Below are 14110 nucleotides of genomic sequence, written 5' to 3' on the forward strand. Positions count from 1 at the left end.
TGGAAAGCAAGAATATAAATCATACTTTTCAAGTGCATGGTCGCGGATAGAGTGAATTATCAGATAAAAGATGAATAAACGAGAAAAAAACAAATTTATATTAAAATAATGAAAAAAAGAATGGCAAAAGAAAGCGGACTGCGTTATTATAAAAAATAATTAAAGTGTGTAATGAAAAATTAATGAAATGAGTCTGGGAGAAAACAGAAAAGTAATGGAAAATGACATTTATATCGTCAAAAAGAAAATCAGTACAGAAAATTTTTTGTTGAAATTGAATCAACAGGCACATCAGCTTGAAGTTTATAAAAAAGCAGATGAGCATGCTCTGCGGAAGAATTACAGCATCCGAAAGGATTTTGTCCCGTGTGAATATACGATTTATGAAAAAATCAAGGAAATGCCATGCCTGTTCGGCCGCGAAGATTCCCCAACTCCTTATGGTGTGTTTGATATTGTAAAAAAATCAAAGGTAAAAGAAGAATATATCAGCGGCTATCATAAAAAGTATGAACGGATAAAATTTTTTGGCTATCTGGTGATTTTCGAAGACTACTTTATTCACAGTGATCTTTATATGGACAGAGTGACATCTGAAACATTTGAGCAGGCAGAGCCAATCAGCAACGGAGATACCGGCACAGCAGGCTGCATTCGGGTCAGCCAGAAAAATGTAGAGTGGCTGCTGGAAAATATAGAAGTAGGAACTACGGTAATCCTTTGAGGGGATGGGAGAGCGATGGAAAAATACTGGGAAGACGTTAAAAATACGGAAGAAATAGATCGAGGTCTATATATCATACTTCCTCTTCGATATCAAGGGGATTTTCAGCAGATACCGTTTAGTGCGAAAAAATGAATACAAACCAGAAAGATCAATCCGATGAAGAAAAGGATCGTTCCGGATTTGATTCCGATGATTTTCTGGAAATTCTATCCATAAAATGCCGCTCTGGCGAATTTGTTAAAAGGTGTATGCTGGAGGAGAAGGTTGCAATAGTGCAGAAAAAATGGAAAGAAGCAGTAAAGATCTCCTTTTCGTATGATCTGACGCAATTGCAGATATTTTCTTTCAACAATGGAATTGCCTTTTTAACTGTGTATCTGGCATATAAAAATAAAGACGTCCAGGAAATTTATCAGTTAATCAATCCGGGATACATAGATGACAAAAAACAGGAAATTCAGGACAGCCTGTTAGCGATCTTAGAACAGGAAGTATTTGAATCATGGCATAAGGAATATGACGTTCAGTTAAAATGGTTCGGCCAAAGCGAAAAAACAAAAATCTACATGATGAAAGAAGCTTACCGACTGAATGTGGCGGCACTTCCGAAACGTTTTGAAGAACGGAAGATTGCGGAGAAAATTGCCTATAATGAACATCGGCTGATTGATGTAACGAAGGAGTTTTCCGATTTATCGGAGAAAGACGTTGAGTATGCATCTGGGGCAAGGGATGTAAATGACAGCCATTATGGATGGGCATGTGCAATTACATCACAGGAGATTGCCTATGCGTATGGTCCAAAACCGGGGAAAACAGTTCCAATTACAGCAGAAGCATTGCCAGAACGAGCAGAAGACGATCTGGCACTAACGATGATTGTAATGTATCAAAAATATACTTGTATGCTGTTGAATGAAAAAATCCATGAGAGATTTCAGGGGATTTCAGCTCAGAGTATTCGAGAACTGAAAAAAGAAGCATTGGAATTCATCGCATACGGAACACTGACACCATCCCAGATGTCAAAATGGAATAATGTCTGTGAGACATATCGAGCGCTGCAGAAAGAAAATGGCGTGAATGAAGCACTGGATGAGATCAAAGAAAAAATTGAACTGTTAAACGAAGAACAGGATCACATCGACAGCAAGCGGGAATCACGAGTGAGTATGATTATTGCGGTATTTGGATTTGTTTCTATTGTCGCGGCGGCGTTGCAGATATTAGATTACCTGAGTTCAGGGAGAGGGGTGATGATTGGGGGATTTGGTGGGATAGTAATGATGATTTTGACAGTAAGTTTGTGCTTTATAAGAAAGAAAGGTAGAAAAAAGAATGTACGTAATAAATGATGATGGATCTAATTATAAAATAGGCATTGGAGATGGATATGTAGCAGGAAAGTTATATTTGTTTAATCAGAAGTATGAAATATTAATTTATCCACCTACGGAAAAAGACAAAAAAATTTTTGAGTCATTTATATATGACAAAACAACCCAAAATGTTCATTTATTGCCATTAGATCCAATGCTTTTGAAAAGTTGTTCGGAATCAATAGCAGATAAAAGAGAAAAAATTTTCAATGTACTATCAACAACGAGAGCAGAGTACATAAGGAAAAATAAAAAGGGAGGGATTGATGGAGGAGGAGCTGCTACAATGTATTCAAAAACTAATATAAATATGAGTCTAAAATTATTTCAATTTATACCATTACAATATGAAAATATTAAATATGATTTGATGTTTGTCAGATTTTTTAAATGTAATATGAAAGTAAGTTGTGTATTGAATTCTTTTCAAATAAAAATTTATGAAAAGGCAGAACCACGCTCATTAAAGTATTATCCAGCGAGTGGAGAAGACTCAATGTTATATGACGAAAATAGTGTTTATTATAATTTTCCGGTGAATTTTAATGAATCTGCAGAAGTAATTGTGGAAAAATTATGTTATTTCATTAAAGAATGTGCGAATAAAATAAATGAATGTAAATGAGTTAGTTAAACAAGTCTCTTCAATCCTCAACCCACAAACTGATAACTTCTACCGCGACATCCGCACCTACGGTCATTTCTTCCACAACACAAACGAGATAATGTGGTGGGGCGATGTAGGAATGAAATTCCTGACACGCGCCCCGTTTGATGTCCGTTGGTTGCGTAAGGAAAGATTAGATGATCCATATGGTGGATTTCTGTATGAAGCCACGGTAGAAGATAAAGTCCTTATCATGTTCAAACATAAATATAACCAGGAAAAATATGATCAATCCGGAGCGGATTTTTCATCCTGTTCCTACGAGTTTTTCTATTCCAATCATCCGTTTTTGCGGACAGGTTTATGGAGCGGAACCATGCGTCTGCGCTATGCGTATGTTGTCGATTTGAAAAACAAAAGTTTCAAACTGGCATCCCAATGGAAACCCAAGGTACCGTCTTACGACACGAAAGAGAAGTACGAACGCACAGAGCTGAATGAAATTTATAACACGCTACAAAAAGAACTGGATGGAATTGCGGATCAGGTACAGGCAGAATATCTTGAGATGCAGCGAAAAGCAGCCAGGGCAGCGTATGTGAGGGCATGTTTTGATCCGGTTAACGGACGTGAGGATAAAGAAGCATTAGGAGAATATGACCGCGCCGAACAGGAATTTGTGAAATCTTTGTATACTTTGGCAGAAGCTGTCATGAAAAGAAAGGAATGCACCGTGATTTACGATTTTCTGTCGGAATCAGGCACGCTGACCAATAGCAGAATTTCTATGCTCGCATTTCTTGCTGCGATTGAAAAAACAAGAATCTGGTAATGGACAGAAACTCCCGAAAGAAGGACAATAGAAAAAAGAAAAGCAATTTGATGATGTTATGCATGCTGCCCGGAGAATGGGCAGCATGATTTTTTTAAATTCATAAGGCGTTACACAAACAACGCTTGCGAATGCTAGAATGGCCTCAACAAAGAAAAAAAGACCGAAAATGAAATAGGATCAAGGAAAAATCCAGCAACTGGATACTCAGATTAAGTGGAGGAATACAAACAATGGGCTTAAAGAACGATATAAAATTTAAAATTTTACAGGAGCTAATGCAAGAGACAAATATAGAAAGACCAATATCCATTTGGAAACTGCGCGATGCTGTTTATGGGGAAATTTCCGTAGAGGGAGACAAAGAGAAGAAAAAGAACAAACGCGATAACCAGATCAGAACTGTAAAAAAGGATGTCTTTGAACTGGAAGCGGAAGGCATTGTTACGATCACCGAGATGGATGAGGATGGAAAGATAGATAATAAAAAGAATATTATCTATTACAATCATCCACTGAGTCAGAAAAAACTGCCATTTCTGATTGAACATACTTTTACCATGACAGCAACGATGGAGGAAAAACAGGAAATTATTCGAGATCTGATCACCTGTGCCGGAGTAGGAAATATTAAGAAATATCATTGCTATCTGGAAAGGTTTTCCCCGGAATATTTATTAGATGATGTGGGAAAAGCGAAGGTTTCAAAAGAACGGAAATATCCGAAAATACCGCAGATGGAAGGCGAAGAGGTCGTCCGCCGGGCAGAACCGTGCCACTATACAAATCTGCATGAGAATATGAGCAGAATCTTTGAAGCACTGAGCAATCAGACAGGACAGTTTTTTCGGAAAATCTCATTTAAACTCATACAGTATACGAAATCAGGGGAGCGTGCTTATGTCGATGGTGGAAAGGTCTATGTCATTTCACCTTATTTCATCAGCAGTTCAAATGGGAAACTGTGGCTGGTTGGAAACCATGAGCCGTATCAGGGTTTGTCCAATTATCCGATTGAACGCATGGACGAAATTCAGGTGCTTGAGCCGGGTGAGGGAAGATACCGTCCGATGTCTGAACTGGAAGACGAGAACAGGAAGCTGGATAAGTATCGTTATGTAGCGGAACACCAGGGCGGCAGCTATGGCAGTGTGGAACCCATTATTTTACGGGTGCGGAAAACGCCAAATGCTTATACCGTCATGTACCACACGTTTGATGACGAATTCTATTTTCTGAAAGGCGGAACTGAGGAATATGATCGGGTGCTGGTATATCGAACCGCGTATTTCATTGCAAACTGGGCGATGATGAATTCACGGGATGTCATCGTGGAGACACCGGCGGTACAGGAGCTGATTCGGAATAAAATGAAAGAACTGGAAGGGCTTTATCAGACCAATGAATAAACCAGAAGTTCAATGAAAAATTCTGGAAAGTGTGTAAAAATAGGGAAATATAAAAATTTTTGCAGGGTGCGTAAGGAGGCGTTTGTTACGATGACAGAACAAGGTAAGGTTCATTATCTACTGGTGCGTGGCTATGAGGAATTTCATGATGAGGATGAGTGGCTTGGAATTTATTCCACTTGGGAAAATGCAATTGCTGCATATGAGAGAGAACATGCTGCGCTGGAAAGAGAAAAGGCGAGAGATCTGGAAACCTTTGGCGAACGGGCTATGCAGCTTGCCATGCGTGAAGAAATCCAGATTCACAGCTTTGAGGAAACGACGGGAAGATGGCGATACCATCTCCAGTCAAAAGAAAATCTGCAGAAATGAAAAATGGAATTGTAGTATGAATTATTTTTTTGTTCCGCAAGAAGCGTTACACAAACAACGCCTATTGCGGATAGAATAGGCACATAACAAAAAGCTGTTTCAGATCCAAGGTCAGGGAGGAAAGATACATGTGTAAAAGACATAAACGTTTTGTGATATTTCTGGATGTTGACGGAGTGCTGAATACCACAACCACAGTCCAGAAAACCCCGGATGGATATACGGGGATTGATGATGCACGAGTGGAAGTCCTGGCAAAGACAATTGAAAAAATTGGTGGAGCAGATCTTGTTTTGTCTTCCGACTGGAAAGAAATGAAACCGACAGATGATGATTATGTGTATCTCATTTCTAAACTTGCTTTGTGCGGGCTGTCGATCGATGGGCAGACACAGGATCAGATGTACAAAAGGGGAGAAGGGATTTTGAAATACCTGAAAGCACATCCGGAGATTGAAGAGTATGTAGTTCTGGATGACTGCAGATTTGACTTTCAAAAGGACCGAAAACTCTGGGAACATCTGCTGCTCACCAATGGAATCGAAAACGCACAATTTGCATCGGAAACCCCGGCGGTGGAGGCAATCGTGTTTAGGGATTATCTGAAGCTGTTTTGAAACAGGAGTACTCAAATGAGAAAGAGAATCAGCAGAATGATAGGAAATATATTGTAAAGTGACAAAAAAGTTTTTCTGCGCCAGATACTGAAGGAGGAGCAAAATGAAAAATCAAATTACAAAAGAAACCGTCTATCGTATCCCAGCTGATGTGAAGAGAGAAAGTGCTGTGACCCTGCAGGAAAAGCATCTGCTTCAGAAATTCACCAATATTCTCCGCGAGGATGGGAAAAATTACTGGTTCAATGCGGAGAGATTTCTGCGGACAGCGGAAGAATACAACTTTACAGTTTCAAGCATGATGAGAGACATCGAATTATCAGAGTATGTGGAGGAAGAAGAGATTCCAAGTCTTAAGACGCTTCGCAGATTACTCAATTATTGTGAATATCCAGATGAGAAGCTTGTGGTCGGAATTCAGGCGATTAAACGGATTGGAAAAGCGCTGTACGGGAATCAAAATGCGTTCCTTGAAAATATCGATGAAGAGAGTCTTAGCTGCATGGCAGAGCAGTATCTGAAGATTCGGGAACAGTGAAAGTAAAATCCTGTGAAACAGAAAAGTGGCCAAAAGAGTGTCCACATGCAGGAACGGTTCCATGATAAGATAAGGCATACCCGGAAAGTAAACCACAAGTTCAATGCAAATGCCGGAGAGAAGTGGAATAATAGGAGTACATCAGAACACCGGCGGATGCATCAGAATACCGAACAGATCAGGAGGAACAACTCGATATGACGTTGAACGAACTTTTCGCAATTCAGGAAGCAGACGTAACAAAAGAATTCCTGTTGAAAGCCGGCTGGAGTGAGATCGCAGAAGAACCGGCGGAGATATTCCGGCGGAGCAGGCTGGTTCCTGACAGAGTGGAATCACATAAGGAATACAAAAGTTAAAAGAGAAATATGAGTGAGGTAGCTCAGCCATGGTAGAGCAGAGAAACCAAGCCGATCATGGGTGTGGTCGGTACAGCAAAAGATCTATTGTCGCTGGTTCGATTCCAGCCCTCACTCCTGAAACATGAAAACTCACAGTCAACGTACAAAAGAATGGAGACGAGATCACAAATGAACACAGGATCTGCAATCGAAACTGAAAGATTATTCCTTCTCCCAAGCCGGACGGACAGAGACTCCGAGGCATTTTTACAAATGCTGCGGGATGATGGCGACTTCTACATATTCTGCGGAGTCAGCCCATCCGAAAAACATGTGATGGGGTTTGCCAACTACTTTGAGAGAACCGATCATGAGCTTTGCACCTATTCCATTTTTCCCAAACAGCAGAAAGACAAGTTTATTGGTTACGTAGGCGTACATAGAGAAATGGAAGACGAATACGAAATTGAATTTTATATCGCCAGAGAATACCGAAGAAACGGCTACTGTGAAGAAGCCAGCCGAGAGCTGATTAATCAGCTCTTTGGTGATGGGGTTTCTGCAAACGGAAAGAATCTTTTCATCGATAAGCTGTATGTGACAACCCAGACAGAAAATGAACCAACGATCAGCCTGCTGCGGAAGCTGGGGTTCAGAGAAGTAGAGGACGGCCCGGTCATGGTTGTGCTGGGTAACATTTTCGAAAAAGAAGATAATTTTTTCGCACACGAAGTAGTAAAACTGGTACTGACAAAGGAGGAGTTTTCTGATGGCAATTAAATTTGAAGAACTGAGAAAATATGTTGCACGCAATGTCCGCTTATCCATCTGTTTTGAGGATGGTTATTACCACGATTATCTGATGATGTCAGACATTCCGGAACAGAAATATGCCGGCTTTTACATCTATGGAGTCGGAATGGTGGATGTGGAATTTTCCAGAGATGTCTATACGGCTTTGCCGGAACCGGAAGGAGAATGTTGGTGCAGTAAAGATGATACAATGAATCCGGCGATGGAACTTATGATTTCGGAAGAACCGCGGGATATCAAACGGAGTGTGGAACAGAAGCTTTTGTTCCGGGATCTAAAACCGTATCTGCAGATCGGCAGACATTTTTCTATCGTAAATCGAAATGACTGGTCATCTGAATACTATGAATATCGGAGTGAGATACCGGAGAAATACGATGATATGTATGTGTACGGCATCGGAATGGAAGAGTGTCCACATGTTGAGAAAATGTGGATGGATGTTCAGTATGAAACGGTTCACAGAAAGCAGATGGTGATTGTGCTTTCCAATCAGCCGAGAGAAGATCTGAGAACAGAATAAAAGAGAACTTTTTATGCAACGGAAAAAGGAAAGGAAGAGAGCCAGAGATATGGATAGAGATCACACGTTTGATTTACCAGATTTAACAGAAGACTTCTGGAAAACCGTTGTGTTTGCACAGGAGGATCCCCCTTCTGGAATGGGCGGCCCGGGATGTGTATGTCTGCTCAGCAAAGAGGGAAAAGAGTATATTTTCGGATTTGAAGAGACACCATTTTACAAAAGTACCGAGCTTTTCCCGATCTTTGAGACGACCGATGAAAGAATTGGTTATCGTCATAAATATAAAGCAGAAGATCACGGCTGGAAATATCTGGAGAAAGAAAATGCACTGATCCGGGAAGACATTCTGGATGAGTACAGCAAAGCGGCTGCGGAGGCGAAACGGGAAAAGGAAAATTTCTGGCATTTTTATGCCATCGATCTGGCCGGCCGGGCAATTGGCGTGGAGCATCTGGAACGATATGATTACATCGGAAGCGTTCTGTACAGGGAAAGAATGGATCGGAAAATGGCGGAACGCCGGAAAAAACGCGAGAAGGAGAAACTGACGGAGAACGAATTTAACTGGAAGCCGATGCATGTGAACAATATTCCGGATAATTCTGAGATGGGCGTTTACGCACTGTTGATGAGAAGGAATGACGGAAAAATCAAGGGTGTAAAATACTCGATTCTGTATCAGTACGAGGAGCACAGCCCGATGCTGATATACAGTGATGCAAAGGTGGAAGCCTATATTCTTTTCTACGCGGATTACGATGATATCATCGGTCCGTGGGATTATCATTCTGTCAGCAGACAGGAATGTGCAGAGCTTTACGGAAAAGAAAATCATTTTCCGCCGGAATTGGCATATTATGACTGGATTACGTTTTCAGATGGTGATATTCATAACTTCGGCAGATTTCTCCGCACATTCCAAAGTCTGGAAGAAGCTAAAGCATATGCGATGTATTATGCGAATGTGAACAGCGGCGGAATCAACAAGAAAACAATTCTGAAACAGGAGGAGGAATCCAGAATCGAAGATCATGTGAACCGTATTGCACATTACGAAGCATATCAGATGTATCGAAAATATTATAAAGAAATTCTGGATGCTATCAGCGAAGAAAACTGTTTCCCGGATTCCTGCAGCGGAGGCGGTGTATATCTGCGGGAGGCAATTTTAAAGAAAGTGCCGGAGATCACAGAAGAACAGCTCAGGATGATCTGGAGAGAACTTCCATTTGTGATTGAGAAGAGAACGCAGGACTGGATTGAACGGGAAAAGCAGTTCAGTGAAAATTATATCCGAAAGGCCAAAAAGCGGAAACCCGGGAAAACGAAAAGAACCGCAGATCAGATCGGGAAATAAAGGAGAGGTGCAATATGGGTATTTTAGAATTTCTGGAATGTTTTGATCCACTGACGGAAATCTGCGTTGAAGATGCCACGGAAGTCGTGTTTGAAGGAAGGGCAGAAGATTTTCCTGAAGAAAAGGATAAGGCCTATATCATCGTTCCGTCTCGCACAAACAACAGAGATGGCGTGATTAGGCTGTTTGTTTCGAAACAGGAATATTTGGAGAAAAAGTGCGGGCAAAATAAAATATATGTACTGGATGCACTTTTGGCTATTCTGTATTCTGTTATGAGAAAAAATTCTGAAGCAAAACAGGTATTTCTTACCATGGTGGAAAAAGCGGAGGACTATAATGAAATACTGCAGAAGTGGGAAAAAGCTCCTGAGAAAGAAAAAGAGCCGCTTGAACGGGAAAAACAGGGGAGATGGAAAGCTTTTCTGGAGGAAAAAGAGCATCTTCTTCGGGAAATGAAACAAATAGAACCACTTTGGGATATTTCGGGTCAGTGGATCGGATACAGCCAGGAAGAGCTGGAGTATTTTGCAGAGTATCTGGTAAGAAGAAAGAACATGCTTCTGGAAAGAAAACACACGCTGGAAGCACAAAGCTGGGCACAATGCCATGAAGATGAACTTTGCCAGATCATGAAAGCGGACTACCCAAATGAGGGGATTGCAGCGTTGGCACTGGAAAAGCAGTATGGACTGGATGAACAGCAGGCCAGAATGATTTTCGATTTGAGATTTCGATTCATGTTTGGAACAGCCAGAGATCTGGTAGAACGAGACAATATGGTAATTGGACGTATGCTTGAAATTTTTCTGAAAGATGAGGGAGGGGCAGAAGGATGATTTTCCTGGCGGGATCTGCGGCGAGCGGAAAAACGAAAAAAGCGGTTGCATATGGCTGGAAAGAGCGAAAAACCAGCGAGGATGGAGTTCTCCTTTTTTCACTGCAGCATGAAAAGAAGGAGATGTGGAAGATTCTGCAGAGCATGTACGGGCAGGAGGAGCTTTCCAAGATAGAAATTGATGATACACCAGCGATGATGGTGGAGAGAATGGCAGAAATCATAGCGCAGAAAGCAGAGAATGGAGCAATTTCTGTTTTTGTGATTGATGAAGTGCCGATGATGACAAGCAGAAAAAATTTTGCCGACAGAAAAGAAGAGCTGCGGTATATGATTGGCTTGCTGGGAAACTGCGAGAAAAAAGAACATGTTGTGATTGTAGCCGTTATTCCAGTGTCGAAATACTGTACAGAAATGCAGAAGAAAAAAGAAGTAAGTACCTGTTATGGAGAAATAGAAAAACCAGAAAATTGTCTGGTTTTCGTATAGACAAGAACCTGTCCACATATGGGATACGGCAGGTGGTAAGATAGCAGGTAGAAAGAGACAACAGAAGGATTACCAGTAAAAGCTCCAAGGGAGGTAGCAGCGAATGATTCTTTACAAATACACAGCAGACTGTTCAAAACTGAATCTGGAACAGGAGGATTCAACGAAGGAAGGATATGAGCGTCTCTATTCCAGACGGAGTGATGCTGCGGAATGGAACAGCAAGTTTTACACTGCCTACCGTACAGAAAAGAAGTTTTTCATTATGATCAGTGATATTCTGAATGGTCAGATGACGATTGTGGCTGCACTTGAGATGGAAGTGGTTCCCCGGGTATGTGTGGATTGTATTCAGAAGATACTGCCGGAAATTGAGTTGCTTGCGTATGAGGAGATCACAAATGATGCGTTTTGCAAAGAACTGGTTCGGGCAGAACGGAATAACTGGACGGAGTGTTACAGCGGGTCGCTGAAGGAAAAATTAAAACTTGCGATAGAACCAGAACATCACAGTTTTTTTGAACCTGTTGCGTATCAGGTAAGTGAACGGATTTATACCGCTCAAAATATGACCAGACAAAAGCAGGCGGAGCAGATGCAGGAAATTATGGCATCGGAAAGCTTCTATGACGAAATGGAGCGGATTTACGCCCCGGAAAATGAAAAACGTTTTGTTGGGCATCCGGTTCATTATCTGATCACAGCCGGTGACAAAGCGGCTGCGGATGATATGATAGATCTTCTGATTCCGGCACTGCTGGAGAATCAACGATTGCTGAGCGGCAGAGTTTACGATGTGCAGAAGATGACATACAAGGCAGAGCGGGAAGATAATTTTGACAATATTTTCTCCAGTGCTAGAGGCGGAACAGTGATTCTGAATCTGGAAGGTGAAAAGAGTACAGGAATGTATGCCACCGGCAATTATGATCTGGCGAAAACACTTGGGAAGAAACTGAATGAGTATGGAAATTCTACATTGTTTATCTTTGTGGACATTTCCGGAAGCCGCAGCGTATCGGATGAGACGATAGCGGAAATTCTTTCCAACGCGGATCTGATTCAGATTCAGGAAGGCCAGGGAGATCTGGAACGGGCGACGGGCTATTTGAAACGTCTGGCGGATAAGACAGAGTATCACGACTACACGATAGAAGAGCTGACGCGGTATCTTCCGAAAGAAAAGAAATTGTATTCTGTATCGGATATCTTTTCTGCCTACAACAGATGGTACGGAAGCGGATTAAAAACGCATATTTACAAGGCCTACAAACAAAAAGACCTCGTCAAAATTCAACTGAAAAAGAAGACAGACAAGCCGTATGTGGAGCTGCAGAAAATGGTAGGCCTGTCGGATGTAAAGAAAGTGACAGATGAGATTCTGGCGGCGGCCAAAATGCAGAAAATGCGGAAACAGATGGGTCTTCCGGGGGTTCAGTCATCCATGCATATGCTGTTTTCCGGAAATCCAGGGACAGCAAAGACAACCGTGGCGCGTCTGCTATCCCAGGTCTTGAAGGAAGAGGAAGTGCTGAAATATGGCCACATTGTAGAGTGCGGCAGACAGGATCTGGTCGGAAAATATGTCGGCTGGACGGCACAGATTGTTGAGAGTAAATTTCAGGCGGCGCGTGGCGGCATTCTGTTTATCGATGAGGCGTATTCTCTTGTAGAAGACAACCGCACGTATGGCGCCGAGGCGATCAATACCATTGTGCAGGAGATGGAGAATTACCGGGATGAGGTCATTGTCATTTTTGCAGGATATCCGGAGAAGATGCAGGAGTTTCTGGAGCAGAATGAAGGTCTTGCAAGCCGCATTGCCTTTCACCTGAATTTCCCGGATTACTCACCGGTAGAACTGACGCAGATTCTGGATCTGATGCTGGAAAAATCGGAATACCGGATGGACGAAAGAACAAGGGAAAAATGCTTTTCCATCTGCGCCGATGCATGCCGGGAAGAAAATTACGGCAATGGACGGTTTGTCAGAAACCTGCTGGACCACGCTATCATGCGCCAGGCAGACCGCCTCATTCGGGAACATCAGAATGGTACGCTGGAAAAAGAGGAGGCCTGTCTTCTGACGGCGGACGATTTCGAGATGATCGGCCTGAAAAAGAAACCGCAGAGCCGGCAGATCGGATTTTGTGCCGGGTGAACAGCATAAAAAATCAGCAAAAAAAATTAAACCAGCGGTTAAGTGCAGAAAACGAAAGCATGTGATACAGTATATACATGAAGATTGCGGGAGTGCAAAGCACGTAGCAATCTGGTATCAAAGGGGTCAAAAAACCTTTTGACCCCAACGTCTATATATAACAAAACACAGATATTCACAAAAAGACCAGAAAGGGGGAGTGAACACATGAAGTTAAGCGAGCTGTTGAATGTGTTGAAAACAGCAGAAACTGCGGAAGAGATGGATGTGAGACGAGAAGAAATCGCAGCGCTGATTCCGGCCGTACGAACCATGTTTGGCTATGATCAGAAGAACAGTGCACATCAGTATGACTTATGGATGCATTCCCTCCATGTGGTCTGCAATCTTCCGCGGAGGATGGAAAATGACATGGTCTATCTGGCGGCGCTGCTGCACGATATCGGAAAGCCGGAAGCGCAGTTCAGGGGAAAACGCGAGGGTGATCCGGACATGCATTACTACGGTCATCCCGAAAAAAGCATGGAAATCGTGCGCGACGTCGTGGTCCCGGAGCTGGACCGGCAGGGGTATGTGATTCCGTGTTTCGATGTACAGGAGCTCCTGTATTATGTGAAGTATCATGATGACCACGTCAGTGTGAAATTAAAGCACGTCAGACGCCATACGAAAATGGCCAGCTTTGCGATGTTTCAAAACCTGATGCTGCTACAGCTGGCAGATGCCAAAGCACATATCCAGATCCCTGTTATCGCCGAACGGGCAGAAATCTGCGGACGGCTTGCCGGGGAGGAAGGCAGACTTCTCTATCAGAAAATTCTGGATGGGGAGTAGGCTGATGAGCCGAAGCTGTAAAAAAACGCCCGTCAGCAAAGGCCGATGCAAAAATTTCCGTTGGGCAAAGCGCGCGGCAAATAAGAGGGTTCGACGGGCGAAAACACTGTGGGGAAAATCAAAAGCATTTCGAAAAATTTCTGAGACATGGGATATCTGCGACTGGAAATTTTACGGTGAGAGACCCTGAAATCCGAATCGGGAAGAAAAAAATCACTGGGGAAAATGCTATTACAGAAAATGATCTGGAAAAGATGCATGAAACCATGG

At 42.4% G+C, this 14110-nt stretch carries 16 protein-coding genes and 1 tRNA gene; all 17 read left to right on the top strand.

All coding sequences use genetic code 11. The features are described from left to right. Nucleotides 1-214 precede the first annotated feature (214 nt). The 17 genes from DW642_RS07800 (at nt 215) to DW642_RS07870 (ending at nt 13840) form a co-directional block, all read left to right on the top strand. Entirely contained in the window at nt 215-724 is a 510-nt protein-coding gene (locus DW642_RS07800) for a L,D-transpeptidase (RefSeq protein WP_158554995.1), read from the top strand. Between the two features lie 131 nt (nt 725-855). After that, on the top strand, nt 856-2082 hold the full coding sequence (locus tag DW642_RS07805; RefSeq protein WP_117509810.1) for a hypothetical protein: 1227 nt from the start codon (nt 856-858) through the stop codon (nt 2080-2082). Beyond that, a complete protein-coding gene (locus tag DW642_RS07810; RefSeq protein ID WP_117509811.1) occupies nt 2066-2731 on the top strand; it encodes a hypothetical protein in 666 nt (221 codons plus the stop codon). Before DW642_RS07805 ends, DW642_RS07810 begins: the two co-directional genes overlap by 17 nt. Next, nucleotides 2718-3545, top strand: a complete 828-nt coding sequence (locus tag DW642_RS07815) for a hypothetical protein (RefSeq protein WP_147326107.1) — start codon at nt 2718-2720, stop codon at nt 3543-3545. Before DW642_RS07810 ends, DW642_RS07815 begins: the two co-directional genes overlap by 14 nt. A 278-nt stretch (nt 3546-3823) precedes the next feature. Next, a complete protein-coding gene (locus DW642_RS07820; protein WP_158554996.1) occupies nt 3824-4954 on the top strand; it encodes a WYL domain-containing protein in 1131 nt (376 codons plus the stop codon). Nucleotides 4955-5044: 90 nt separating this feature from the next. Beyond that, a complete protein-coding gene (locus DW642_RS07825) occupies nt 5045-5326 on the top strand; it encodes a hypothetical protein (protein ID WP_117509814.1) in 282 nt (93 codons plus the stop codon). 128 nt (nt 5327-5454) lie between these two features. Next, on the top strand, nt 5455-5943 hold the full coding sequence (locus tag DW642_RS07830; RefSeq protein ID WP_117509815.1) for an HAD domain-containing protein: 489 nt from the start codon (nt 5455-5457) through the stop codon (nt 5941-5943). A 103-nt stretch (nt 5944-6046) separates the two neighbouring features. Continuing rightward, a complete protein-coding gene (locus tag DW642_RS07835; RefSeq protein ID WP_117509816.1) occupies nt 6047-6481 on the top strand; it encodes a hypothetical protein in 435 nt (144 codons plus the stop codon). Nucleotides 6482-6678: 197 nt separating this feature from the next. Continuing rightward, nucleotides 6679-6840 (top strand): hypothetical protein, encoded by a 162-nt coding sequence (locus DW642_RS15835; RefSeq protein ID WP_156327583.1) that lies wholly within the window; start codon nt 6679-6681, stop codon nt 6838-6840. A 12-nt stretch (nt 6841-6852) separates the two neighbouring features. Further along, a tRNA-OTHER gene (locus DW642_RS15840) sits at nt 6853-6957 on the top strand. Between the two features lie 54 nt (nt 6958-7011). Beyond that, nucleotides 7012-7602 (top strand): GNAT family N-acetyltransferase, encoded by a 591-nt coding sequence (locus DW642_RS07840; protein ID WP_055228064.1) that lies wholly within the window; start codon nt 7012-7014, stop codon nt 7600-7602. Next, the gene (locus DW642_RS07845; RefSeq protein ID WP_117509817.1) at nt 7592-8158 is read left to right on the top strand and encodes a hypothetical protein; all 567 of its coding nucleotides are present in this window, start codon (nt 7592-7594) and stop codon (nt 8156-8158) included. Before DW642_RS07840 ends, DW642_RS07845 begins: the two co-directional genes overlap by 11 nt. Before the next feature lie 49 nt (nt 8159-8207). After that, a complete protein-coding gene (locus DW642_RS07850; RefSeq protein ID WP_117509818.1) occupies nt 8208-9518 on the top strand; it encodes a hypothetical protein in 1311 nt (436 codons plus the stop codon). A 14-nt stretch (nt 9519-9532) separates the two neighbouring features. Then, nucleotides 9533-10357 (top strand): hypothetical protein, encoded by an 825-nt coding sequence (locus DW642_RS07855; protein WP_055228061.1) that lies wholly within the window; start codon nt 9533-9535, stop codon nt 10355-10357. Then, entirely contained in the window at nt 10354-10845 is a 492-nt protein-coding gene (locus DW642_RS07860) for a DnaB-like helicase C-terminal domain-containing protein (protein WP_055228060.1), read from the top strand. The genes DW642_RS07855 and DW642_RS07860 overlap by 4 nt, the downstream gene beginning before the upstream one ends. A 103-nt stretch (nt 10846-10948) precedes the next feature. After that, complete coding sequence (locus DW642_RS07865; RefSeq protein WP_117509819.1) at nt 10949-13006, top strand: AAA family ATPase; 2058 nt, start codon at nt 10949-10951, stop codon at nt 13004-13006. A 207-nt stretch (nt 13007-13213) separates the two neighbouring features. Continuing rightward, entirely contained in the window at nt 13214-13840 is a 627-nt protein-coding gene (locus DW642_RS07870) for an HD domain-containing protein (protein ID WP_117509820.1), read from the top strand. Nucleotides 13841-14110: the final 270 nt, after the last annotated feature.

The organism is Blautia sp. AM23-13AC, assembly GCF_003435675.1.
GTDB classification, from domain to species: domain Bacteria; phylum Bacillota; class Clostridia; order Lachnospirales; family Lachnospiraceae; genus Fusicatenibacter; species Fusicatenibacter saccharivorans.

Coding starts and splice junctions, on each gene's coding strand:
- DW642_RS07800 (WP_158554995.1), top strand. CDS start 215: ATGGAAAATGACATTTATATCGTCAAAAAGAAAATCAGTACAGAAAAT.
- DW642_RS07805 (WP_117509810.1), top strand. CDS start 856: ATGAATACAAACCAGAAAGATCAATCCGATGAAGAAAAGGATCGTTCC.
- DW642_RS07810 (WP_117509811.1), top strand. CDS start 2,066: ATGTACGTAATAAATGATGATGGATCTAATTATAAAATAGGCATTGGA.
- DW642_RS07815 (WP_147326107.1), top strand. CDS start 2,718: ATGAATGTAAATGAGTTAGTTAAACAAGTCTCTTCAATCCTCAACCCA.
- DW642_RS07820 (WP_158554996.1), top strand. CDS start 3,824: ATGCAAGAGACAAATATAGAAAGACCAATATCCATTTGGAAACTGCGC.
- DW642_RS07825 (WP_117509814.1), top strand. CDS start 5,045: ATGACAGAACAAGGTAAGGTTCATTATCTACTGGTGCGTGGCTATGAG.
- DW642_RS07830 (WP_117509815.1), top strand. CDS start 5,455: ATGTGTAAAAGACATAAACGTTTTGTGATATTTCTGGATGTTGACGGA.
- DW642_RS07835 (WP_117509816.1), top strand. CDS start 6,047: ATGAAAAATCAAATTACAAAAGAAACCGTCTATCGTATCCCAGCTGAT.
- DW642_RS15835 (WP_156327583.1), top strand. CDS start 6,679: ATGACGTTGAACGAACTTTTCGCAATTCAGGAAGCAGACGTAACAAAA.
- DW642_RS07840 (WP_055228064.1), top strand. CDS start 7,012: ATGAACACAGGATCTGCAATCGAAACTGAAAGATTATTCCTTCTCCCA.
- DW642_RS07845 (WP_117509817.1), top strand. CDS start 7,592: ATGGCAATTAAATTTGAAGAACTGAGAAAATATGTTGCACGCAATGTC.
- DW642_RS07850 (WP_117509818.1), top strand. CDS start 8,208: ATGGATAGAGATCACACGTTTGATTTACCAGATTTAACAGAAGACTTC.
- DW642_RS07855 (WP_055228061.1), top strand. CDS start 9,533: ATGGGTATTTTAGAATTTCTGGAATGTTTTGATCCACTGACGGAAATC.
- DW642_RS07860 (WP_055228060.1), top strand. CDS start 10,354: ATGATTTTCCTGGCGGGATCTGCGGCGAGCGGAAAAACGAAAAAAGCG.
- DW642_RS07865 (WP_117509819.1), top strand. CDS start 10,949: ATGATTCTTTACAAATACACAGCAGACTGTTCAAAACTGAATCTGGAA.
- DW642_RS07870 (WP_117509820.1), top strand. CDS start 13,214: ATGAAGTTAAGCGAGCTGTTGAATGTGTTGAAAACAGCAGAAACTGCG.